The sequence below is a fragment of the Entomobacter blattae genome, from assembly GCF_014672835.1.
GTDB lineage: Bacteria > Pseudomonadota > Alphaproteobacteria > Acetobacterales > Acetobacteraceae > Entomobacter > Entomobacter blattae.
In genome coordinates this window covers 1,395,997-1,418,924 of record NZ_CP060244.1, presented here as the reverse complement: position 1 = coordinate 1,418,924, position 22,928 = coordinate 1,395,997, and the positions used below count along the sequence as shown (strand labels likewise).

The 22,928-nt window shown below is 42.2% G+C and carries 28 protein-coding genes; 17 read left to right on the top strand and 11 right to left on the bottom strand.

Annotation, left to right across the window (positions count from 1 at the left end):
* Positions 1 to 7 precede the first annotated feature (7 nt).
* From JGUZn3_RS06275 to JGUZn3_RS06250, 6 genes are read left to right on the top strand one after another with little or no spacing between them, the layout of a single operon-like run.
* Positions 8 to 355 carry a type IV secretion system protein VirB3 gene (locus JGUZn3_RS06275; RefSeq protein WP_203412736.1) on the top strand — a complete coding sequence of 116 codons (348 nt, stop codon included), beginning with the start codon at positions 8 to 10 and terminating at the stop codon, positions 353 to 355.
* The gene (locus JGUZn3_RS06270) at positions 352 to 2,967 is read left to right on the top strand and encodes a VirB4 family type IV secretion/conjugal transfer ATPase (RefSeq protein ID WP_203412735.1); all 2,616 of its coding nucleotides are present in this window, start codon (positions 352 to 354) and stop codon (positions 2,965 to 2,967) included. The genes JGUZn3_RS06275 and JGUZn3_RS06270 overlap by 4 nt, the downstream gene beginning before the upstream one ends.
* A complete protein-coding gene (locus tag JGUZn3_RS06265; protein WP_203412734.1) occupies positions 2,964 to 3,125 on the top strand; it encodes a hypothetical protein in 162 nt (53 codons plus the stop codon). The genes JGUZn3_RS06270 and JGUZn3_RS06265 overlap by 4 nt, the downstream gene beginning before the upstream one ends.
* Positions 3,122 to 3,889: a type IV secretion system protein gene (locus JGUZn3_RS06260; protein ID WP_203412733.1), complete on the top strand. Its 768-nt coding sequence runs from the start codon at positions 3,122 to 3,124 to the stop codon at positions 3,887 to 3,889. The genes JGUZn3_RS06265 and JGUZn3_RS06260 overlap by 4 nt, the downstream gene beginning before the upstream one ends.
* Before the next feature lie 2 nt (positions 3,890 to 3,891).
* Positions 3,892 to 4,224, top strand: coding sequence for an EexN family lipoprotein (locus tag JGUZn3_RS06255; protein ID WP_203412732.1), 333 nt, complete (start codon positions 3,892 to 3,894; stop codon positions 4,222 to 4,224).
* Complete coding sequence (locus tag JGUZn3_RS06250) at positions 4,221 to 5,249, top strand: type IV secretion system protein (RefSeq protein ID WP_203412731.1); 1,029 nt, start codon at positions 4,221 to 4,223, stop codon at positions 5,247 to 5,249. Before JGUZn3_RS06255 ends, JGUZn3_RS06250 begins: the two co-directional genes overlap by 4 nt.
* 69 nt (positions 5,250 to 5,318) lie before the next feature.
* Here the strand turns inward: JGUZn3_RS06250 and JGUZn3_RS06245 are convergent, their stop codons facing one another.
* The 4 genes from JGUZn3_RS06245 to JGUZn3_RS06230 form a co-directional block, all read right to left on the bottom strand.
* Positions 5,319 to 5,621, bottom strand: a complete 303-nt coding sequence (locus tag JGUZn3_RS06245) for a CcdB family protein (protein WP_203412730.1) — start codon at positions 5,619 to 5,621, stop codon at positions 5,319 to 5,321.
* Positions 5,621 to 5,860, bottom strand: coding sequence for a type II toxin-antitoxin system CcdA family antitoxin (locus tag JGUZn3_RS06240; RefSeq protein WP_203412729.1), 240 nt, complete (start codon positions 5,858 to 5,860; stop codon positions 5,621 to 5,623). The genes JGUZn3_RS06245 and JGUZn3_RS06240 overlap by 1 nt, the downstream gene beginning before the upstream one ends.
* Positions 5,861 to 6,397: 537 nt before the next feature.
* Positions 6,398 to 6,877 (bottom strand): GNAT family N-acetyltransferase, encoded by a 480-nt coding sequence (locus JGUZn3_RS06235; protein ID WP_238996767.1) that lies wholly within the window; start codon positions 6,875 to 6,877, stop codon positions 6,398 to 6,400.
* A complete protein-coding gene (locus JGUZn3_RS06230; protein ID WP_238996766.1) occupies positions 6,874 to 7,140 on the bottom strand; it encodes a type II toxin-antitoxin system TacA family antitoxin in 267 nt (88 codons plus the stop codon). The genes JGUZn3_RS06235 and JGUZn3_RS06230 overlap by 4 nt, the downstream gene beginning before the upstream one ends.
* A 176-nt stretch (positions 7,141 to 7,316) precedes the next feature.
* On the opposite strand from JGUZn3_RS06230, the gene JGUZn3_RS06225 reads away from it, so the two are divergent.
* The 9 genes from JGUZn3_RS06225 (at position 7,317) to JGUZn3_RS06185 (ending at position 15,312) form a co-directional block, all read left to right on the top strand.
* Entirely contained in the window at positions 7,317 to 7,862 is a 546-nt protein-coding gene (locus JGUZn3_RS06225) for a hypothetical protein (RefSeq protein ID WP_203412727.1), read from the top strand.
* Positions 7,846 to 8,541 carry a virB8 family protein gene (locus JGUZn3_RS06220; protein ID WP_203412726.1) on the top strand — a complete coding sequence of 232 codons (696 nt, stop codon included), beginning with the start codon at positions 7,846 to 7,848 and terminating at the stop codon, positions 8,539 to 8,541. Before JGUZn3_RS06225 ends, JGUZn3_RS06220 begins: the two co-directional genes overlap by 17 nt.
* Before the next feature lie 2 nt (positions 8,542 to 8,543).
* Positions 8,544 to 9,515, top strand: a complete 972-nt coding sequence (locus tag JGUZn3_RS06215) for a TrbG/VirB9 family P-type conjugative transfer protein (protein ID WP_203412725.1) — start codon at positions 8,544 to 8,546, stop codon at positions 9,513 to 9,515.
* Complete coding sequence (virB10, locus tag JGUZn3_RS06210; RefSeq protein WP_203412724.1) at positions 9,516 to 10,712, top strand: type IV secretion system protein VirB10; 1,197 nt, start codon at positions 9,516 to 9,518, stop codon at positions 10,710 to 10,712.
* Entirely contained in the window at positions 10,709 to 11,788 is a 1,080-nt protein-coding gene (locus JGUZn3_RS06205) for an ATPase, T2SS/T4P/T4SS family (RefSeq protein ID WP_203412723.1), read from the top strand. The genes virB10 and JGUZn3_RS06205 overlap by 4 nt, the downstream gene beginning before the upstream one ends.
* Complete coding sequence (locus tag JGUZn3_RS06200) at positions 11,785 to 12,453, top strand: phospholipase D-like domain-containing protein (protein WP_203412722.1); 669 nt, start codon at positions 11,785 to 11,787, stop codon at positions 12,451 to 12,453. The genes JGUZn3_RS06205 and JGUZn3_RS06200 overlap by 4 nt, the downstream gene beginning before the upstream one ends.
* A 103-nt stretch (positions 12,454 to 12,556) precedes the next feature.
* Positions 12,557 to 13,597 carry a hypothetical protein gene (locus JGUZn3_RS06195; RefSeq protein ID WP_203412721.1) on the top strand — a complete coding sequence of 347 codons (1,041 nt, stop codon included), beginning with the start codon at positions 12,557 to 12,559 and terminating at the stop codon, positions 13,595 to 13,597.
* Between the two features lie 35 nt (positions 13,598 to 13,632).
* The gene (locus JGUZn3_RS06190) at positions 13,633 to 14,361 is read left to right on the top strand and encodes a hypothetical protein (RefSeq protein ID WP_203412720.1); all 729 of its coding nucleotides are present in this window, start codon (positions 13,633 to 13,635) and stop codon (positions 14,359 to 14,361) included.
* A 24-nt stretch (positions 14,362 to 14,385) separates the two neighbouring features.
* Positions 14,386 to 15,312: a glycosyltransferase family 61 protein gene (locus tag JGUZn3_RS06185; protein WP_203412719.1), complete on the top strand. Its 927-nt coding sequence runs from the start codon at positions 14,386 to 14,388 to the stop codon at positions 15,310 to 15,312.
* A 301-nt stretch (positions 15,313 to 15,613) separates the two neighbouring features.
* Here JGUZn3_RS06185 and JGUZn3_RS06180 read toward each other — a convergent pair whose 3' ends face one another.
* The 7 genes from JGUZn3_RS06180 to JGUZn3_RS12630 all read right to left on the bottom strand — a co-directional run bounded on the left by JGUZn3_RS06180 (position 15,614) and on the right by JGUZn3_RS12630 (position 21,006).
* Positions 15,614 to 15,844, bottom strand: coding sequence for a Txe/YoeB family addiction module toxin (locus JGUZn3_RS06180; RefSeq protein WP_338030714.1), 231 nt, complete (start codon positions 15,842 to 15,844; stop codon positions 15,614 to 15,616).
* On the bottom strand, positions 15,834 to 16,103 hold the full coding sequence (locus tag JGUZn3_RS06175; protein WP_203412718.1) for a type II toxin-antitoxin system RelB/DinJ family antitoxin: 270 nt from the start codon (positions 16,101 to 16,103) through the stop codon (positions 15,834 to 15,836). The genes JGUZn3_RS06180 and JGUZn3_RS06175 overlap by 11 nt, the downstream gene beginning before the upstream one ends.
* A 669-nt stretch (positions 16,104 to 16,772) precedes the next feature.
* Entirely contained in the window at positions 16,773 to 17,468 is a 696-nt protein-coding gene (locus tag JGUZn3_RS06170) for a peptidase (protein ID WP_238996765.1), read from the bottom strand.
* 77 nt (positions 17,469 to 17,545) lie between these two features.
* On the bottom strand, positions 17,546 to 18,352 hold the full coding sequence (locus JGUZn3_RS06165) for a transglutaminase family protein (protein WP_203412716.1): 807 nt from the start codon (positions 18,350 to 18,352) through the stop codon (positions 17,546 to 17,548).
* A gap of 8 nt (positions 18,353 to 18,360) precedes the next feature.
* Positions 18,361 to 19,305, bottom strand: coding sequence for an alpha-E domain-containing protein (locus JGUZn3_RS06160; protein ID WP_203412715.1), 945 nt, complete (start codon positions 19,303 to 19,305; stop codon positions 18,361 to 18,363).
* A gap of 18 nt (positions 19,306 to 19,323) precedes the next feature.
* The gene (locus tag JGUZn3_RS06155; protein ID WP_338030713.1) at positions 19,324 to 20,736 is read right to left on the bottom strand and encodes a circularly permuted type 2 ATP-grasp protein; all 1,413 of its coding nucleotides are present in this window, start codon (positions 20,734 to 20,736) and stop codon (positions 19,324 to 19,326) included.
* A 144-nt stretch (positions 20,737 to 20,880) separates the two neighbouring features.
* Entirely contained in the window at positions 20,881 to 21,006 is a 126-nt protein-coding gene (locus JGUZn3_RS12630; RefSeq protein WP_275402829.1) for a hypothetical protein, read from the bottom strand.
* 807 nt (positions 21,007 to 21,813) lie between these two features.
* On the opposite strand from JGUZn3_RS12630, the gene JGUZn3_RS06150 reads away from it, so the two are divergent.
* The gene (locus JGUZn3_RS06150; protein ID WP_203412713.1) at positions 21,814 to 22,314 is read left to right on the top strand and encodes a glycosyltransferase family 2 protein; all 501 of its coding nucleotides are present in this window, start codon (positions 21,814 to 21,816) and stop codon (positions 22,312 to 22,314) included.
* Between the two features lie 59 nt (positions 22,315 to 22,373).
* Entirely contained in the window at positions 22,374 to 22,898 is a 525-nt protein-coding gene (locus JGUZn3_RS06145) for a hypothetical protein (protein ID WP_203412712.1), read from the top strand.
* Positions 22,899 to 22,928 lie beyond the last annotated feature (30 nt).

Below are 22,928 nucleotides of genomic sequence, written 5' to 3'. Positions count from 1 at the left end.
AATCTCCATGCCCCATTCCCATATGCTGCTTAAAGGCATTACACGGCTCCCCACTTTCTTCGGAGTGCCAAGGGATATAGCCATCGGCATTCTGATGGTATCAGCCTGCCTGTTCATGCTGATCCATATATGGGCTCTGGTGATTTTTGCTGTGCTTTTTGGCACCGCCTATGCCCTGTCCAAACATGATGACCGGATATTCAGGGTTCTGTTTTTATTCCTTAAAACAAAGCTCTTTAATAGCTGGAAAAACCCGTTCCACAGACTATGGCGTGGAACAAGCTATGCCCCTGCCCCTTATGGCAGCCCTTATCTTCCCTACAGAAAAACAAAAACAGGAGAGTCATCCTCATGACACTGTCCTTTTACAGAACAAAAAGGGAGACAGCAGCAGACAGGCTCTTTACCAAAGAGCCTGTTGTCTCTTCCTATATTCCCTATCTCCATCATGTCACAGATACCATTATCAGCACCGATCAGGGCCGCTTCCTGACCATTTTCAAACTCACTGGCAGGTCACCTGAATGCCAGTCTGATGCCACTTTGGGCGGCTGGACAGAAGACCTTAACCAGCTCCTGAAAAGCATCGGCTCTGATCATCTGGAGTTTTATACCCATCACCACCATTACGAGATTGATTATACGCCTGAAGAAAGGCTGGAGGGCTTCTTTCCCCGCCATTTTGACCATAACTACCAGAAAGGTTTTCTCAACCGTAAATTATGGGGTAACAGTTTCTACCTGACCCTGATTTACGATCCGATTGCTGACCGGGTGCAAAAACGCCTTGGCCTGTTTGAGAAGAAAACACAGGAAGAAATCGCCCATCTTCAGGAAGAGGCGATCAAGGCTTTGGAAGATATTTCAAGCCAGATCATGGGCCATATGAAACCCTATGGGATTGAACAGCTCGGTATCTACTATCGGGACAGGGCAGGCAAGCATATCAATCTTTCCAACCATGATCTTGTAGAAGAAGATGAGACCGATACTCTTGATGAAGAGCAAAAGGATGTTATGGATAACGACCTTTTGGATAATCATATCATTGAGCATCCTATCACCCCTGAAGAAACAGGATTGGCTTTCTCTTCTGGTCTTGAGTTCCTCTCCTTTCTTGTCAATCATGACTGGGCTCCGGTTCCTGTTGTGCAAGGGGCAATCCGTGATTATCTCTGCCATACACGGCCTGTCTTCAGCCTGTGGGGCGATGCGTTCCAGATCAGGCTCGAAAATGAGAGCATTTTCTCTTCCGGTCTTGAGATCAGGGAATATGAGGAACACACAGAAGCAGGCCAGTTTAACCTGCTACTGGAAGCCGATTTTGAGTTTCTGACAACGCAAAGCTTTTCCACCCTTTCCCTGCCATCTGCGAAATGGCTGTTAAGCCTGCAACGACGCAAACTGGAAGACACGAACGATCCTGCACTCTCCCAGATCAATGGGATCAGGGAGGGAGAAGATGCGGTGGCTTCTCGGCGTATCCTGCTTGGCCAACATCATTTTACGCTGCATGTGTTTGCCAAAACCCAGAAACAGGCACAGGATTTAGCCCGCACCGCCCGTGTGCTTCTTAACAGCTGCGGGGTCATTGCCCAGCCTGTGGCCCAGGCCAGTGAGGCGGCCTTCTTTGCCACCCTGCCCGGCAATTCCACTTACCGCCCACGCCCGGCTCCCATCAACTCCCTGAACTTCCTTGATTTTAACAGCTTCCATTCTTATGCGAGAGGCAAGGCTTCCGGGAACCCGTGGGGTGATGCGGTGATGATGTTCAGAACACGGATTGGCAGTCCGTATTATTTCAACTTCCACCCCACCCCCGAAGAAGAGAACGCCAAAGGCAAGAGGCCGGCAGGCCATACCCTGATACTGGGCGAGACGGGCACAGGCAAATCCACCCTTCTATCAGCCCTGCTCGCCAATGCCACCAAGTTTTCTCCCCGCATGTTCATTTATGACAAGGATCAGGGACTTGCCCCTCTTATCCTTGCCCTTGGAGGCCATTATCTGGAACTGAAAGATGGCGTGCCGACAGGCTGGCAACCTTTACAGATGGACGGCACGACCGCCAATAAGGCCTTTGTCAAACGCCTGATCAGACTACTGGCTGAAATATCATTAAAAAATGAGATCAGCCATAGACAGGAAGAGGTGATTGGTCAGGCCGTAGAGGCCATGATGGGTAAAGAGAGCATCTTCCCCCAAGAGGGGCGCACCCTGACCCATTTTGTCCAGCTTCTGGCCGTTGAAGAGGGAAGCAGCAGCCTGCATGAGCTGTTGGCCCCATGGTGCAGGGAGGGGCAGCATGGCTGGCTGTTTGACAATGATACAGACAGTATCGACCTCTCCCGGAATGATATTTACGGCTTTGACCTCTCCGACTTCATTACGCCCAAAGACGTTGAAGCCCCAACAGCCAGAACACCCCTGCTCTTCTATCTGCTTTACCGTATACGCTCCAGCATAGATGGCAAGAGGCATGCGATGATCGTGCTCGACGAGTTCGCCCAGTATCTGGATGACCCCACCATCGACTATGAGATCAAGCGGGGATTAAAAACAGACCGCAAGAAGGACTGCCTCTATGTTTTTGCTACACAAGAGCCGAACGATGCGCTTGAAAGCCGGATTGGCAAGACCATTGTCCAGTCAGTGGCCACCAAAATCCTGCTTTCCAACCGGGGTGCTGCGCCAGAAGACTATATTGACGGCCTGAAACTGACCCCTTCAGAATATGAAGAGCTGGTGCAGATCAGCCCACAGTCCCGCCAGTTCCTGATCAAGCAGGGTGATGAGACGGCCATGGCCTCCATGCGTCTTGAGGATATGGACGATGACATCGCCATTCTGTCTGGCACACCAGACAATGCCGAGATCATCCGCACCCTGATTGAACAGTGTGGGAGTGCAGACCCCAAAGTCTGGCTGCCCCTCTTCTGGAAAAGGCTTGAGGAAAAACGCCCATGAAAGCCTCTGAGCGCAAACCACCAAAACCTCTTGTCCCTGAAGAAATAAGGAGTCGAACAAGCCTGAAAATACTAATCCGCACCCTTCTTTATGCCTTCCTGCCTGAACTGATTTTGTTAAGCGGTATCGCCCTTATTGTTCAGGAGTTTCTCCAATGACCCATCTTCTTTCCATTCTTACAGGACACGCCATGCGTAAAAACCTTCTCGCTCTCTCTCTGACGACCATTTCCGTACTCGGCTATGGGGCTGTAACCTCTCCTGCAACTGCACAGGTGGTGGTCAAAGACCCCTCATCCATTGAGCAGCTTCTCCAGCAGGTCTCTACCGCCAAAAGCCAGCTTACCAACATGCAGCAGCAGCTGGAAACCACAATGAACATGTATAAATCACTGAATGGCAATACGGTCTTCTCAACCCTGCTGCCTCAGGCTGCCGAAAAGATCGAGGCGAACCTGCCAGAAGACTGGCGCAAGGTTTACCTTGATGCCTTCAATGGCAGTTCGGACTATTCCGGCACGGTCAATGACATGATGCAGACCATGCAGGAGCGGATTAACAGCCTCTCTCCCATGCAGGCTCTTGATACCATCCAGAAGGAACTTGACGAAAAAGGGGCCTATGACCGGGCAGTCGCCCTCAAGGCGTATAACAACCACATGGCCGAACTGAATAATATACAGGATCTGGCAGAACAGTTGCAGTTTGCCTCTACTCCCAAAGAGGTTCTTGATCTTCAGACACGCATTAACGCCATGCAGGGCACGATACAGGGTGAGACCGCCAAGATACAGCTCATGGCAATGTTACAGAAAGCCCAACTTGATGTTTTGGAAATGGAGCGAAACCGGGCAGTATTGAGAATGGCGATTGGCAATAAGGACGATCCCATCACCTCACCCGATATTACACAAGGATTCTGATCATGAAGAAAATCACCAGAACATGCGCCCTCTCCCTCTTCACAATCCCCCTCCTCCTCTCCGCCTGCGAGAAAAAGGCGCAGACCAGGGAATGGTATATTGCCCACACCGAGGAACGGGTAAAACGGATCGTTGAGTGCAAGAAGGATGCCAATCTTGAGGTTTCACTTGATTGCCAGAACGCCATGAGCGCCCAAACACAGGTTTGGGCCATTGGCAAGAAAGACGAGCCCGTTAACTCCCCTGATATTACAAAAGGTTTTGATCCAAAACATCCCTGGGCATGGACTGAAAAGAAAAATGACAGCACAGAAAATAAGGAACCTGATAAATGACTTTTCAGATTACAACACAGTTCTTCAACACTATGGATAACGTTATCCTGAATTACGTTTCTACCCAAGTTGCCTTAGTAGCACAAATGGCAACTCCTGTTGTTGGTATAGCCATGACCATGATGTTTCTCATGGAAGGAATGCAACTTCTTTATGCCGATGGTGGGGGCTCTTTAGGTCAATTCTTCCAACGTTATATCAGAACAGCCCTGATTGTGGGGATTGCCGGTGTGGGTGGGTTTTATCAGACAACCCTTGCCCATTTAGCCGTTACCCTTCCTGATCAGGTTTCACAGGCTCTGGTTACAGGAAGTGCTTCTTCTTCCGGTAGTGTAGCCAATACCATAGACCAGTGTCTTGAACTGGCAATCAAGTCCTCTTTTGGTATGTGGGATCATAGCAGCTTCTTTTCTGGAGGAGGAATTGTCCTGATGATCTGTGCCTTTAACGTGTTAGTGCTCTCCGTTCTTCTCTGCGCCATGATGGCGGGTATTTTAGCCATGTCCAAATTTCTGCTTGGCATTGCAATCTGTTTTGGGCCCGCTTTTATTTTCTGTCTGTTGTTCAAACCCACCAAAGGCCTTTTTGAAAAATGGATGGGAACTGTCGTTAATCACGCTATCGTCGTCGTGATCTGTGCCATGTCTTACGGTATGATCATGCAATTTTTTAAGAACGGCTTAAACGGAGTTAAGTCAGTTACTGAAGGGAATTTTCCTGCCTTGAACGCTACAGCCTCTCTGGGGCTTCTGGCTGCGATGTCATTCTTTATCATTATGAAAATACCTTCCATTGCAGCCCATTGGGGTAGCGGCGTAGCAGGACATATTCCAGACATTACCCGTGCTCTGAATAGTGGTGGCGGAGGAAGTGGTAAAGCCCTTTCGGCTCCTTCTTCTGACGCAGGTGCTGGGCTTGGCAGTAAGGTCGCTGATGCCGCAACAGCGGCTGCCAGTGGTGGTGCAGGGGCTGCCAAAGCCGCTACAAACGCCATTAAAGGCTATGCAAGAGGGTCTGCAAAATGATGAACAGGCAGAAAGCAACATCAGAAGATGGGTTAAAAGCCTATCTTCTCTTTCTTGAAAAGCCCTTATCTAAAAACCTGTCAATAAAATATCAAGAGCATGAATAATTTCATCTCTCTTATTTTCCAAGGAGCATACTTTCTGCTTGAGCTCTTTTTGTGAAATACTCGCCATAGCTTGAGTCATCATCATATACTCCTTGCCCTCAATAGTAAAAACAGGATTGAGGTCACGAATAGGCTTAAGAGAGTTTTTAGAAAGTAAAGGCACAACCATTCTGGTGTTAAGCTGTTCTAAAAGATCAGACTGGACATTAAGAACGTAATCGACACTCTTGGGCTGCAAAAGAACATAAACATCAAAACGAGCCATTAAAACTGCCTATACTCGTCTAGTGGAAGTCCTTCTTTGTCAACCTTTTCGTTCCAGTCCTTAATGGCGGGTGCGTTATGCTGCAACCATTGCTGACGACGCAACCTGGAAACCTCCTGTGCCAAACCATTTTCACAAGCACGAGATAAATTAATCCCCAATTGCTTTGCTTCTTTTAAAAGCCGGACAGGTAAAGTTACATTTGCAGCCTGCCTTGAACCAGAAGTTATACGTGGCATTTTTATACTCCATAAATTTTCTCTATAAAAAATATGTATATAACATGCGCATACAAAAGCATAGCTCAATGCCTATAATATTTTTATTAAAGGCCTTTTATTTCTTCACAGGGCAACACGATTTTCTCCATTTTGCTGCCTAAATGCCATTAAAGGCTATACCAGAAGCTCTGCAAAATGATGAACAGGCAGAAAGCAACATCAGAAGATGGATTAAAAGCCCATCTTCTCTTTCTTGAAAAGTGTAAGGAAACCTATTTTTCTCTCGGAAAAAAGAACAAGGTTCTTGAAGCACAGAGCGAGATCAAAGCCACACAGAAGCTTCTCAAACGACTACAAGAAGGGAGACCACCCAATGGATACTATCGTTAACTTTCTAAATTCACAACCGATCGTGGCTTTAGATCACGCTATTATCATTACCTATTTTTCAATGAAAACTATAAAAACCGTCATATGGTTCATTAAAGGAGAACCACGCAAGCAGGCAACTTTCAACACCATCGTTATAGATGAGAGAAACACATCTAAAAACTATCAGGTTTGACGTTTTTGCTTTAATGAAAAGACCAAACGGTAGGGATCGCCTATTGTATCAATAAAACCATATTTCTTATAAAAACTTTTTGCCCGATCTGAAACAGCGTGTACCAGTATTCCACGAATACCCACTATCTCTGCTGCTTCAGTGAGACGTAACACGACATCCTTTAAAAGGGATGCCCCTAATCCTTGCCCCTGTAAACTGCTATCAACAGCCAGTCGAGCCAAAACTGCCACAGGAATAGGGTCTGGCATATTTCTTCTAATTGAACCCGGAGCTCCTGCCTGATCAAGAGCTCCTGATGCCAGAGCATAATAGCCCTTAACCCTATTACTCTCCAAATAAACAAACGTTCGTAAAGCCCCTGTTACCTGATTTTTTAAAGCTTTTCTCCTGAGCCATTCATCAAGAGATAAATCCCCAGAGTTGAAGTCTTCCAGGTCATGATGAGGACTGAGCGGAACAGGCCTCATTCCTCCCACGGTGTTTTAACTTTCATAAGTCTTTCATACCCCTCTCCTGAAGGAGGTTCATCAAGAACAGACAGGAAATGCGCATAAGATTCTGGACTAACTCTTATATATGTCTGCTCCAGTAACGTATCTTCAGCAGACCGCCTTGATGATTCTGTTATAAACTCCGTTCTGGTTTTTCCTGTAATTTGTGCTGCCGCATCAATTAATTGACGCGTTTCTTCAAGCATCTTTATATTGATCGCTGATCTGTTCGCAGACACTATAAATCTCCTTATTTTTACCTTTCTTATTTATTAGATACACAATGTGTATTCAAATACAAGGATATTATTTTTATATTTTTTGTTTTATTTTATAATTTGTTTGTTAAATAGTTTTTGTTTTTTATCATTTTTTATATTAATAATGGTTCATTGTTATTGTTGCGGAGATAACCATGAACCCCTTTTTCTGCCCTAAATATTTCTATACCTTCCCCTGGGCCCTTCCCTTACTGATTACTCTTGCGGCCTGTGGCAAAACACTGCCTCCAGAGCCAGACTTTGACGGTGATGTAGCTGTCAACAGGACTGTTCCCGATGAGATCAGCCCTTATATGCCACAAATCCATGCTGGCAATCCCATTGTTTTAGCTCCCCCTGTTGAACACAGGAAAATTGAGCGTAAACATAAGAAAATATCTGCTGTTTCCAATAGAAATAATTTTAATAATAACAGGAATAATAATCCTGAAATAAATACTGTTATTTCTACTCCCCTTCCTGCCCCTGACCAAACAGCACAGGCTTTAATCCCAAAACCTGTTCAGCCCTCTGAACAGCCCTCGGTTGTTGTCAGACAGGAGACTTCCCCTTCCAACACTGAAGTTCTGATCAAGCAGGCAGTAGAGAACAAAATACCAGCACCCGCAGTGTCAGCATCCCTTACACCCCCTCTCACCCTGAATTTTTCTGGAGAAGACATTCATGAAATTCTTAACTAAAACGGCTCTTGCAGCCCATCAGAGTAAAGCCCTTGGACTGGAACGTGACCTCTTGGCCGAACTGATCTCCAGCCGCAATTTCTCACGCAGGGTCTCCACCCTCTCACTCTGTCTTGGCCTGTTCTGTGTGGCAGGACTGGGCTATACCATTCACCGCTACGCCCAGCCCATCCCTGAACATATCCTGACCATTAACATGGATACAGGAGAGATCAACACTGTCTCCCTGCTGACCGAGCAGAAAACCTATGGCGAGGTCATTGATCAATATTGGGTGGGCCAATATGTGCTCCATCATGAAGGCTACGACTATTATACCCTTCAACAGGATTATGACGCTGTCTCTGTCATGTCTTCGCCTGTTGTGGCTGGTGACTATGCCAAACTCTTTTCCGGTAATGAGGCCATGGACAGGAAATTACAGGACAGCATGATCCGCACGGTTCATCTGGTCTCTGTCATTCTGGATCGTGAGAACCAGATCGCTACTGTCCGCTATACCACACAGGACAAATACGCCAACCGTTCTATCCCTGAAGAGAAAAAGCACTGGATCGCCACAGTAGCCTATTCCTACCAGAAGACGGTGCTTACAGCCTCACAGCGTTTCCTGAACCCTCTTGGCTTTCAGGTGACCTCCTTTAAAGCGCAGCCAGAAGCTGCCAATGCAGGAGAATGATCATGAAACCCTTTTCCCATTCTTCAAGGAACAAAATTGGTAAAGGCAGAGAGGGCCGTAGCGGAGAAAACCAGTATCTCCTCTTATGGACTGCTGCCCTGACCTCTTCCTTCCTGTTCTCTCTTTATTCCATCCCCAGCCATGGGCTGGAACGCAAACAGGTTTCCCCTTACGATTACCGGATCAAGTCAGCCCTGTATAACCCGCAGGATACGGTGGTGATTGATAGTGTGGTGGGAGTGACCACCCATATTACCGTCTCTCCACAGGAAACCTATCTGGCCCATGCCTTTGGGGATTCAAAAGCCTGGGATTTTGCCCATGTCAAAAACCACTTTTTTGTCAAACCCGTTGCTGAAAATGCCGATACCAATCTCACCATTATTACCGATAAACACACCTACCACATCATGCTGCACTACATCGGGGAACTTTCCTCAAAGAGTGAAGGTAAAGATGGTAAAAAAGGCTTTATCAGAAGCCCATGGCAACTCAGGCAGGCCACATTAGAGCTGACCTACAAATATCCTGATGATGACGAGAAGCAGGAAGCCAGAGAAGTACAGGAACACTCCATCCAGAGTGCCTTTGCCAACCCTTATATCTCTGGGCGCAAAAACCTGAATTACACCATGGCGATAGGCGATGATGCAGACAGTATCAAGCCAGTCAATGTATGGGATAATGGAGAATTGACCTACTTCAAATTCCCTGAAAAAATAGACCTGCCCACCCTGTTTGTCATGGGACAGGACGGTAAGGAAAGTGTGGTCAACAGCTCTGTAAGTGGAGAAAACCACAACATCATAGTGGCCCAGATGGTGGCTGAAAAATGGGTGATCCGCTCCGGGGATAAGGTTATAGGCATCAGGAATACCGCCTACAACCCAAGGGCTATTTTTGCTGGCCGTCCCACAGGTACAACCAGCCCCTATGTCCGGCGTATCGCCAACCCTGCACAGGAGGATAAGTAAATGCCTAAAACCATTGACACCGATACATTCTACCAGTCCCCCTCTTCCAGCCCCTCTCCTGAAGGCAGCACCAGACAGAATGACGAGCCCATTGACTCAAGACTGCCTCTTACACCAGATCGCAAGAAAAGGGCCGTAGGACTAAAAGCCCTGTTCTTTTTATCTGGCGTGAGCTGCCTTGGGTTTTTCGGCTATCTGGGCTATGAGAACTGGATCTCCTCCCATGAGAACAGTCAAAAGAACAGGCCTGTTCCTGCTCCTGTCCCCAAACACCAGTTTACGTTAGCCACAACTCCCAGACCAGAGCCCAAAAAACAGGCTCTCACGGTGCTTCCACCTCCTGACGCAACCCATGGGATAACATCAAATGCCTCTCCTCTGGCTGCACAGTCAGGCCCTAAAAAGCATAGTCCCACTCCTGAAGAGCTGGCCTTGCAGCGCAGGCTGGAAAGTGGGTTTGGAGGTTCCATAGGTTCTGGTAGTGATACAGGAAGTGCCGAGAAAAAACCGATGCCTGAACGCAGGTCTGAAGAAAGTTCTGCCTTGAGCAGAAGACTTTCAGGCGATCATCGTGCCCCAGCTCTGGCTTCTGTTATGGCCCATCCACGCTTTATGGTGCCCAAGGGAACAATGATCACCTGTGGGACATTAACAGAGCTCGATACCACTGTAGCAGGGCTGGTCTCGTGCCGGGTCAGCCGGGATGTGTTTTCAGCTGATGGCACAGTCCGTCTGATTGACAAAGGGGCTGTGGTGGATGGGGAGGTCTCTTCTGGTCTTGCTCACGGACAGGAGCGTATCTTTGTCTTGTGGACACGTCTGCGCAATCCTGATGGTGTGGTGGTCAATCTTGATAGCCCCGGCACCAACCGATTGGGCAGTGCTGGCATCGAGGGACAGGTCGATACCCATTTCTTCGACCGCTTTGGCGATGCAATGATGATCAGCCTGTTCTCTGACCTAAGCCAGTCTACTATTGGCACGCTGTCAAATCTCACGCAAAAACACAACACGGCCAATATCTCCACCTCCAATACCCAGCAACAGACCAGCCAGATGGGCAATACTGTGTTGCAGAACACGGTCAATATTCCCCCCACCCTTTATGACCAGCAAGGTGATGTGGTTTCCATCTATGTGGCTCGTGACCTCGACTTCTCATCGGTTTACTCACTGGCTTATGGAAGTGCCCCATGAGCCAGAACCTAAGTCCGAGTCAGGATCACAGTCAAGAGCTACGTCAGGGCCAATCCCCTACTCCTAGCCCAAACCCAACACCACGGCGCGATTATGCTGCAAGACAGGTGCTCTCCCCTCTGGATCGCTATCTTGGTGATCCAGACATCTTTGAGATCAGGATCAACCGTTTTGGCGAAGTGGTCTGTGACACCACCACAGGCAAGACATTCTTTCCTGATCCTGCCATAACAGAACCCATGCTGCACACTTTGACCAACGCCCTGCTCGCCTTTAATGGCAAGGGCAGAAAGCCCATTAATGATGTGCTGTTGCCTGACGGCACCCGAGGGATCATCTGCTGGCCTCCGGCAACGCTACCGGGCACTGTGCTTCTCTCCTTTCGCAAGCATTTGCCCGTGACCAAAACTCTGGCCCAGCTTGAACAGGAAAAGCGCTTTGCAGGCTTCAGCCACAAAAGGCAAAACCAGAAAGGCGAGCTTTTCCCCTTTGAAATGGAGATGCTTAAACTGCTTGATAAAGGGGATTTGCCAACCTTCTTTACCCTAGCCGTTCAAAACCACCAGAATATTGCAGTCGCCGGGTCCACCGGCTCTGGCAAGTCCACCCTCACCCGTTCCCTGCTTTTGGAAGTCCCTTCCCATGAGCGTCTTATCATCCTCGAAGATATTCATGAGATCACCGCCCCCAATGCGGGAGAAGCAGGCTTCCTGATGTATGAGCAAAAGGGTGACGTGGGTCGGATTACCGTTAGTGAAGCCCTGCGTGCCTGCACAAGACTGACACCCGATCGGATCATCATGGCCGAGCTGCGCGATGAAGCGGCATGGGATTATCTGGCCGGGGCTAATACGGGTCATCCAGGGGGTATCTTCTCCACCCATGCCGACAGTGCGCTCACAACCTCCTCCCGTATTGCTGATCTCGTCAAGCAGAGTGCGGTGGGCCAGGGTATGGAATTTGAGACCATTCGCAGGAAGATAGAGCAGACCCTTGATGTGGTTGTCTTCATGAAAAACTGGGAAGTCAAAAAAATTCTCTATGACCCCAAAGGCAAGAGGGGCATAACGTCATGAACTGGAACAGGAATACAGTTTATGGAGTATTGTCAGCTTTTATCATTATTTTAAGCCTTTACCCTTATTGGCCAAGACTCAAACAGGCTTTTGAAACCACTCCTGCCCCCATTACCCTTGTGCAGGATCAGGCTGCCTCCCCCTCTCCTCATCCCCCTTCATCTGCAAACTCCCCTGTCCTTCCTGCGCCTACCCTACAGGCGGGCTTCTCACCCGAAGGCAGCGCTGAAGCACTCGTACTTTCTGTCATCAACAATGCCCAGTCCTCGTTGCGGATTATGGCCTATTCCTTTACCGCACCCAACATCACCACGGCCCTGATCAATGCCAAAGCGTGCGGAGTGGATGTCAGGATGGTGGTTGACGAAAAGGGCAACAGGGATCGCTACAGTACCAAAGCCCTTACCGCACTCAAAGAAGCAGGCATTCTCATCCGCACGGATAGCGATTTTGCCATCCAGCACGACAAGGTCATCATCGCTGATGAAGAAACCGTAGAAACTACCCCTTCAACTACACACAGTCTGCCGAAAGGCGTAACAGCGAGAACGCCCTCGTCATCTCCCATTCCCCACAACTCGCAAAAAACTACCTCACTCACTGGCAAAATAGATGGAATAGGGGGAAAATTATTGATGAGAATATTACACCAACAAATTATCTAGATACCCGGTTTTTTACTTTACGATAGGCAATATACGACTACATTGTTACATTAATATTATCACTTCTGAACAACAATAATGTTATTTTATAGGACGTAAATATATGGAACAAATTTTTACGGATATTAGTAAAACAGGCCCTAAAATTCAGTTCAATACTGGCAATATAGTTAACGGTTCCGAAGAATTTAACAAGGTTCTTCCAGATGTTGACGGCACACTAGATACAGACTGGAATCTAACAATGTGGGGTACCCCACCTAGTGGAATATTTGATCCAGCAGTCCCAACTATCAATGACATCGATTATAGATCTCCTATGCTGGGTATCCCCAGATACACATGGGCAACAAATGTTTATGACCAAAATAACTATCCCGTAACTTCTCGTTTTTCAGTTTATGGTCAAAAAGGAGATTACACTTACGAAATCAGTAATACCGGAGGCCATCTTCATGATATCCAATTACAAACCTTTGATGCAAGCTGGAAAAATAAAATATATACTTTTGATAAACCTATAATTTTTAATGTATCTGAGCGTTTAACAGCAAAAGGAACAAACTTCGGTATTTCATACCAAGTTTCAAATAGCATTACTGCCAACTTTAACTCTCCTAAAAGCCCTTACTATAATTCACAACTACCTTCCTTTGGCATATTTATACAAATACCATTATTTGATTCCAGAGGAGAACAGAGTATTTACACAACAGTCTATCCAAATCACAATGGAGGAATTTATAATCCTTCATCCTTAAGTTATCGCTCTATAAAAGGCTCATCCAAGTTATTACAAGATTCTGATATATCTGTACCGCCTTTATATCTTTCAGAAGAGACTGAGCAGCTACATAATATTCAAATCAACTTTAATGCTGCTTTATGGAGAGCTATCCAACAAATTGTGCGAGGAATTGATACTAATACAACTCAGAACTATTTAAATTTAAAAAATTGGTCTTTAGGAATGTACTATGGAGAAATAGAAGCTTCAACCAGTGGAACTGCAAATCTTTCAGAAGACATTTCTCACCCAACTTTTTATATGACTCATCTCAAAACTTTAATCCAAAGATCACTACCCCAATCCAAATTATTGATGATGGAAATTATATCTACAAAAATTATTCTGATACAGTAAATACAATAACAAACTCAAAGAACTCCATTAAATTCATGAAGAATGATCAAATAATAAATAGCAATGGTAATGATATAATTTATGGAAGTGATAGTCCGTTCAAAAATAGTATATCTAACATAGCAGGTAATATTTCAGTCATAGGAACAAAAGGTATTCTATCTATAAGCTTAGGTAATAACACTACAGATACAGCAGATATTTTTGCCGGTGAAGATACCCAAACAATTTTTAATAATGGGAATATTTTACACGCCTATGCAAATAATAATTTATCAAATGGAAAACAAATTATTATAGGAGGAAAAAATAATTTTTCGGCGACTGTTTTTGGCGGCAAAACCAACCAAGAAATATGGACTGGTTCAGGAACATTTGACATCATATCAAGTAAAGATCCTAATTATAATAACTCTACTCAAACCTTAAATATACAAGGTGGAACCAGCACCTATTGGGGAGGGTCAGAAAAAGCTATCGTAAACATTTTTTCAGGTGACAGTCATATTTTTCTTGGTAATTCTTCTAATACTATTACTATCGATTTAACAAATTACTCAAATTCTATATTGGATAATTTTAATGCTTCTTCCACTTCTCTTACCATAACTCACTTTAAAAATTTATCTCAGTTGGAATTTATAAAAGAAGACACAAGCTTAACCATTCACTTTCTTACCAACAATACTTCCATTAAAATCAACAACACTGCAACTGGACATTTTGTTTCGTCAGATGATCAGACTGCCTCTTTTGTTCTATAAATGATGTATAAAAGATAAATAGTAATGCAACTATCGTTCCCTGAAATACTTACCCAAGAACCTGACAGAATTTCAATTCAGGAGGTTTTCAGGGACTTTCCATCCTCTGCCTTACTACCCCTAAAATTTGGTGAACTTAGTCTTCGTGCTTTTTCACTAACTGATACAGGACTCTTAGCTGAAACTACAAGAGATGATCCTCATATCCTTCATCTCAAATCAGCAAATGTCTCTTCAGAGTCTGGGATTGTTTCTCTTAATGGCAATATTATAAAAGACACCCTAATTCATACATCCCCAGAAAAGGATGGATACCAAATAGATGACAATGGCAAGGTTTTACTCCCTGCGCCAACAGCGCAGCTCTCTGAAACATGGCTCTCTCTACTACTTGGCAATAATGACAACTATTTTCACTTTCTGATTATGAATATTGCTAGACTATGCCTTTTATCAGCAGAAAAAGCCAAGAAAATAAACGGCATCTTACTACCACAGACTATAACACCAGCACAATGTGAAATAACAGAGCTGGCTTTATCTAAAGCTTTTAGCAGTAAATTACCAAAAAATTACACCATAGAAAATAGTAAAAGCATTACCGTTGAAAAACTGCTTCTGCCGTGGAATATTTTATCTCATCTTATGCCGTATAAAGGTGCGCTACTATTTTTACGTAGCTTATATACTTTTCAAAACACATTAAAAAACTCAGCTTCTCGAAAAATCTATATCGACAGAAGCCACTCTCCTGTTCGTCCGCTTGTTAATGAAACCGAGCTAATTTCTGAGCTCTTATTAAGAGACTTTGAAATTATCCAGATGGAAAAACTTTCTTTTATAGAACAAATAACGTATTTTTTTCAGGCAAGCCTTATTGTGGCCCCGCATGGAGCAGGGCTAACCAATATAATTTATTGCTCACCTAACACCCAGATTATTGAAATATAGCCCCATAAGTTATTAAACTGGTGTTACAGAAAAATAGCCAATCAACTAGAACTACCATACGATTGTATTATAAGCCGTAGTGCTGACTTAGAAAATATACCCCCAACCTTTTTACCGCACATGGTTTCTATCCCTCAAATAGTAAGCGTTGTTGATTTTTATATGAATAATAATTGAATTCTTTATACTTAGAAAACAAACCTACCTCGCTTACTGGCAAGATAGATGGAATAGAGGAAGAAAGTATTAACCGACTACAGTTGCTATTCTAAATCTACTTTATAATGCCCCTTACATTGAACTATCTGACAGCGACCATCATAAATTCTATAAACAAACCTGTTTTACTATCAATACGGCGGCTCCAAAATCCTGCCAGATTTCCTTTCAAAGGCTCTGGTTTGCCTATTCCTTCAAAAGGGTTTCGGGAAATATCTTTTAATAGCTCGTTGATCTTCTTTAGGGTTTTTCGATCCTGATTTTGCCAAAATAGATATTCATTCCAGCTTTGAGGAATAAAATCAAAGTTCATTCTTTTTATCCACCAGCTCATTAATTGTTTTACTGATCACCTGCCCTTTACCGAGCTGGTCTATAGATTCCTTTAAGATTTTCTGATTTTCTGGACTATAAAAAGGGTCTACATCCGGTCTAAAAGGAAAGGCCCTTTCGTGAACCAACTGCTTTAAAAACACCCTCACAGCAGTGGTTAAATCCATTCCCATAGCGCTTGCTATTTGCTGGGCTTTATTTTTTAACTCATCATCTATTCTAATTTGTAAATTGGCCATATTATATATCCATTATAATGCCATATCATTGCTAATGTAATTATTGTTTAATGCTTTACAAGATATCTTTACATATTCACAACCTCACCCCTTCTCTTTTTCTCTCTGCTCTCCTCTTTGGCTTTTCCTTGGTTCGGTCTTCTTTCTTCAACTCCATGGCTGCGGTTTTATAGGTGGGACGGTCTATGGCTTCGGGGAGATTCTGGCGGTCATTGGTATAGATACTGGCTTTCTGCTTTGCCCGTGAAATGCCAACGTAGGTGACCTCCTTGACGGTGGTGCATTCGATTCTTTCGCAAATAGTATAACCAGACCATGCCTAGGATCTCGCCTTATCTACAGAGAGTAGGTGTCACAGAAATAGCAAATATGAATGTTTCCAATAGAAATTTAATAGGTTTTATAGGAAATAATTCTTATTATATCTCAGTAAATATGAGCCTATCAAACAATACTACTCTTTCAAATTTTTCATCTGGCAACTCTACCCTACAACTAACTGGTATTTCTACTCAAAGCCAACTACAAATTAGCCACGTCAATAATGATACACTTATCAAGACAGCGACCAGTATCCTTACGCTTAAAGATAGATCAAATATTAATATTATTAACCAAAACTTCACTTAGTCTTCAGTTATATATCAAGTGCTATAATGCTAAATTTTATTAAAAATAAAATGGAGGAAGTTGTAGAAAAGCTTTTTTTAAAGCATCTGACCATAGATCCGAAATATTGGTATAATAAGGGTCATTTTTTTCAATCCTTTTCTGAATTCCTTTTACGTAAGTATCTTCCTTATAAATTAAAAGATCAAAGGGTAACCCAACAGAGAGATTAGAACGCAAAGTAGAATCAAAAGAGACGAGAAGAAGCTTTGTTGCTTCTTCAAAACTCATTGCTGGATTGTAAGCCCTTACAATGATAGGTTTCCCGTATTTATGTTCTCCAATCTGAAAAAATGGAGTATCTTTAGTAGCCTCAATAAAATTGCCTTCTGGATAGATAAAAAAAAGTCTCGGCACATCACCTTTAATTTGACCACCTAATATAAAAGAAGCAGAAAAAGCATCGGCATTCTGTTGGCCTGGAGCAATGTTACGAATGGTATCTTTAACTATTTGGCCTATGAGTGTAGCAATTTGAAATAAAGTTTCTGCTGTGAACAGAGTTGTTCTATTTTCATGTAAACTTTGGCTGTATGTATGGTTTAACTCTTCGAGTATCCCAACAACTGCTTGAGTTGTTGCCAAATTTCCGGCAGACAGTAAGGTAATAACCCTATCGCCCTGCTTTTCCCACGTTTTCATTTTACAAAATGTAGAGATGTTATCCAGACCTGCATTTGTTCGTGTATCAGACATATAAATAAGACCAAGATCCAATTTCATGGCAACACAATATGTCATTGTTTATATCCATCAGTTAGACAAACACATTATTACTTAGCGGTAATTTGAATTGTTACATCAAGATGTTCTTTCCCATTCCCCAAATGGATACCTCTTATAGGCGAAGTATCAAAATAATCAAGCCCACAGGCTACTCTGATATACTTCTCATCCGGACAAATACAATTTGTAGCATCAAACCCAACCCACCCTAAACCATTTACATAAGCCTCTATCCAAGCATGGCTTGCTGTTTGTTCACGATGGCCATCCATAAAAAGATATCCAGAAATATAACGTGCAGGTATGCTCAAGGTACGGCATATGGTAAGAAAGATATGGGAATAGTCTTGGCATACACCCTTTTTATAAAGAAAAGCTTCTTCTGCATTAGTATTAACAGTAGTAAATCCAGGAATATATTCTACAGTCTCATAAATAGACTGCATAATTTTATGCAGTAGGGAAAGTGTATTTTCGGAAGAAATGCTTCGAAAGGTATCAATAAAGCTATTTAGCTGTTTTCCTGGTTCTGTAAATGGCGTTTTCCTAAGAAAAAAATAGGGTGAAATCATTTCATGAAAATCTTTTAAGATTCCAGACGTATCAAAAGTTTCAACCTCTCCTTTTGCTGTAATAGTAATTGTATCCTGAGCAGTATTTACAGCTATAAAATGATTGTAATTGCCGTATCCATCTCTATAAGAGAACAATTTTTTTTCATCATTTACTAAAACTTCCCATGTCCTTACTTTCTGATTTGGGGCAGAATAAGGCATTAACCTTATTCTTTGTATGGCATAAGAGAAAGGTTGGCTATAGTCATAACAGGTCGTATGTTTTACATTTAAGAGCATGGCTAAGATCAGACAAAATTATAGGCTTGTGCGATTTCATTGTTAAGCTGGTTATTTTTTGCAATAAAACTGTTAAGGAACTCATGTAATCCAAAATCAAAGACGTTATTGATTGTAATATCAGAAAAACATTTTAGTTGCGTTTCTGCCGTTATATGACACTGATGTTCCTGATGATATTCCTTACCAAGGTAGCGAAGATTCTGCACAATATGATGATAGCAAAAGTTAAGAGAGCGAGGCATACGCTGATTAAGAATAAGAAAATCTGCAATATGGCTTGGTTTGTAATCTCCTTCATACACCCATCGGTAAGATCTGTGAGCAGAAACAGAACGTAAAATAGACTCCCACTGATAATTATCTAGGTTTGTGCCAACATTGGCAATAGTCGGCAGTAAAACGTAATATTTTACATCCAGAATACGAGCAGTGTTATCAGCGCGTTCAATATAAGTGCTGGTTTTTATAAAATTATAAATTTCGTTTCTCATCATTGTTCCGCTGATTATCCCTCGGACAAGTGAGGTTTCTTTCTTAATGGTTGCAAGAAGATCAGGAAGATCATTTTCCGGTATAGAAGAGTGACCTAAATAAGATTTAAAATTTATCCATGTTTCATTAATACTTTCCCATGCCTCTCGTGTTAGGGCCGTACGGACCATACGAGCATTAGTACGCGCAGATTCTAGGCAACTTAAGACACTAGAAGGATTAAGAGGGTTTTTTAATATGTAATCAGAGACAGTGATCGCGTTATAATTATCATAAATTTTCCTAAAATCTGCATTTGCACCAGAGCTCGTAACGACAGAAGACCATTCCTCCGGAGCATTAGATGTTTTAGTAAGAGCCATACGTAATCCGGCGTCAATAAGGCGGGCCATATTTTCAGCACGTTCAATATAACGGCTCATCCAATAGAGACCATTGGCTGTTCTACCTAATAACATAGAAGAATCCTCCAAAATCTAGTCGTTTAATACCCATGTATCTTTTGTTCCACCACCCTGGCTAGAATTAACAACCAGAGATCCTTCTTTAAGAGCAACACGAGTGAGACCACCGGGTGTAATGCGAACTTGGTCTGAAACAAGCACAAAAGGTCTTAAATCAACATGTCGAGGCGCAAGCCCATTATCGGTCAAGATAGGACAGGTTGATATGGCAAGTGTTGGCTGGGCAATATAATTGTTGGGTTTATGTTTGAGCTTAGCAATAAATTCTTCTCGCTGTTTTTTAGTCGATGCGGGGCCAATAAGCATACCATACCCACCAGAGCCATGCACTTCTTTCACTACCAGCTCATGGATATGATCAATAACATAGGCAAGGCTTTCTGATTCGGCACACCTCCACGTCGGAACATTCCGTAATATGGCCTTACGTCCGGTATAGAATTCTATGATATCTGGCATATAGGAATAAATAGCCTTATCATCAGCTATGCCTGTACCCGGAGCATTAGCGATGGTAACCTTACCAGCTTTATAGACATCCATAAGCCCAGCAATGCCTAATACGGAATGCGGATTAAAAGTCAGTGGATCCAAGTAAGCATCATCAACACGTCTATAAATAATATCAACAACCTTATAGCCTTCTGTTGTGCGCATTGTCACATGGCCATCAATAACACGCATATCAGTTCCTTCCACAAGCTCAGCCCCCATCTGCTCTGCAAGAAAAGCGTGCTCATAATAAGCAGAGTTATAAACACCTGGGGTAAGAACAGCTATAGTTGGAGAAGATAAGCAACTTGGAGGAGCTGTCTTGATGAGGGACTGACGTAAAAGCTGCGGATAATTTTCTACTGACCTAACACGTATCCTATGAAAGAGTTCAGGGAAGAGTTGTAACATGGTTTCACGGTTTTCCAGCATGTAAGAAACGCCAGAAGGTGTTCTGGCATTATCTTCAAGCACAAAAAACTCGTTTTCAGAAGTTCTGACAATATCTATCCCGATGATATGAGTATAGATATTTCCAGGAGGTCTAAATCCCATCATTTCAGGCAAAAATACGGAATTATGAATGATAATTTCCTTAGGAATACGTCCAGCTCGTATAATTTCTTGACGATGGTAGATATCATCAAGAAAAGCATTCAGTGCAATAACACGCTGCTCAATACCCTGTTCGAGCAATCTCCATTCTTGCCCTGAAATAATACGAGGAACAATATCAAAAGGTATAAGCCTCTCTGAGGCCTGTTCATTACCATAAACAGCAAACGTTATGCCTGTCTTGCGAAAAACATTTTCCGCATCTAAGGATTTTTTCTGCAATAATTCTGGCACCTGGTTGTTAAACCAATCCTGAAAATACTGGTAAGGTAACCTGACTTGGGAATCTTGAAAGAACATTTCATCAAATATCTTCATTTTCATTTCTCCCCTAATCATTATTTACAATTTATTGAAACAATGATTGTAAAAAAACGCAAGCTCATCAGAGAGAATTTTTTTCATTTATTACTTTTTTTATATTTTTTAAGAAAAAAAATTACATATATAATTTTTATATAACTACTTTAGACATTCCCTCACCGATAACTGCAGACCATAAAAAACCTTATATCCTTTTTCTTTTCTTTTCTTTTCTTTTCTTTTCTTTTCTTTTCTTTTCTTTTCTTTTCTTTTCTTTAAAATCATAAGATAGATCTTTTACTTACTTTGAAAACTCCCGAAAGAGCTTCTATGTTGAGTTTTACTCACAAAAGTTCTTATAATTTCAGGCTTAAATATCTATGGGAAGCAAATTATCATTGCTGAATAGAAACATGCGTTCCCAATGGCTTTGAAAATAATCTCAAAATTAATATTACTGATATTTCATTATTATGGTGTTCAATAAACCGTAATAATTAATCATATTTAAGGTAAGACTTGTTAAATGATGAAACTATTTAAATCCCAGCTTCCACTCTCCTCTTTGGCTTTTCCTTGGTTCGGTCTTCTTTCTTCAACTCCATGGCTGCGGTTTTATAGGTGGGACGGTCTATGGCTTCGGGGAGATTCTGGCGGTCATTGGTATAGATACTGGCTTTCTGCTTTGCCCGTGAAATGCCAACGTAGGTGACCTCCTTGACGGTGGTGCATTCGATTCTTTCGCAAATAGTATAACCAGACCATGCCTAGGATCTCGCCTTATCTACAGAGAGTAGGTGTCACAGAAATAGCAAATATGAATGTTTCCAATAGAAATTTAACTGCTTTTTTAGGAAATAACTCTAACTCTATCTTAATAAATATGAGCCTATCAAACAATACTACTCTTTCAAATTTTTCATCTGGCAACTCTACCCTACAACTAACTGGTATTTCTACTCAAAGCCAACTACAAATTAGCCACGTCAATAATGATACACTTATCAAGACAGCGACCAGTATCCTTACGCTTAAAGATAGATCAAATATTAATATTATTAACCAAAATAATGTTTTTTTACTAATGGACTCATGATTTCTATGCTTACTATCCGATGTATTATGATGGAAAAGAATGAACTGACCTTACTCGAGCCTTGGATACTTTACCATAGCTCCTTATTTGGGTTTGAAAATCTAACTATTATTGACAACGGATCAACATGTCCAGAAATTCACACCTTACTAGACTACTATGAAAAAAAAGGTTGCTGCATTCTACGAACCTTCACAACAAAACAAGATTTTATCGATAAAGGAAAGATTGTTAAAAACATCATTCAGGAATGGGATAAAAATAATGATCATTATGATTTTGCCATTCCTTTAGACTGTGACGAATTTCTTGCATTCTTTGGAAATAATATCCTCCTTGAAAAGGAGGATATTATTAACCAATTCCAATATCTACTCAATTATGATGGAACGTTTTTATTACACCGTATTCTTCTAAACGATCCTACCCATACTGGTTTTTTAAACCATAAATTATTAGAAAATCTTTTTTCAGGCCAAATACAATTGTTAATTTAGATAATGGCTATCATGAGCCCCAAACCATCTATGATAGGAAACTCATATTTACTAATTTTATGTATATACACCTACATAATCGACCAAATTTTTCTGATCTAAAAAAATTTTCTTCTGAAAAACTTGCTCCTTTTGTTAATATAAGTGACTTAGAAAACCTAAAAAACTATAGAGGAATTGGCTCGCACTTGATCTCAGATTTTTTTCATTCGGAAGAAGACTATAAAAACCAATACAGAAATACAGGAATGTTATACCTGCGTGATTTTATTGTAAAAATGCATCAACTTGGATGTAATATAGAGAAAATATTTGGCCATAATGAAAACAAACTCTCCTGCTATACAAACATAAAAAAAGTAAAAATGCCTAAGCCTTTATCAAACTTCTTAGTCTGTTTCTTTAAAGACAAGACATTAATATTAGAAGGATACGATGAGCTTTTTTACAAAAAAAAATACCCTGATATAAATAATGACACATATTACACCATATGGCCACTAGTACACTTCTCCAATTTAGGTTACCATGAAGGACGAATTAGTAACGCTTTTGCTTCCTCACCTTATCTTATTATCCAGTAAAGAAACTTATAAGATTTATAGTTTTTCTTT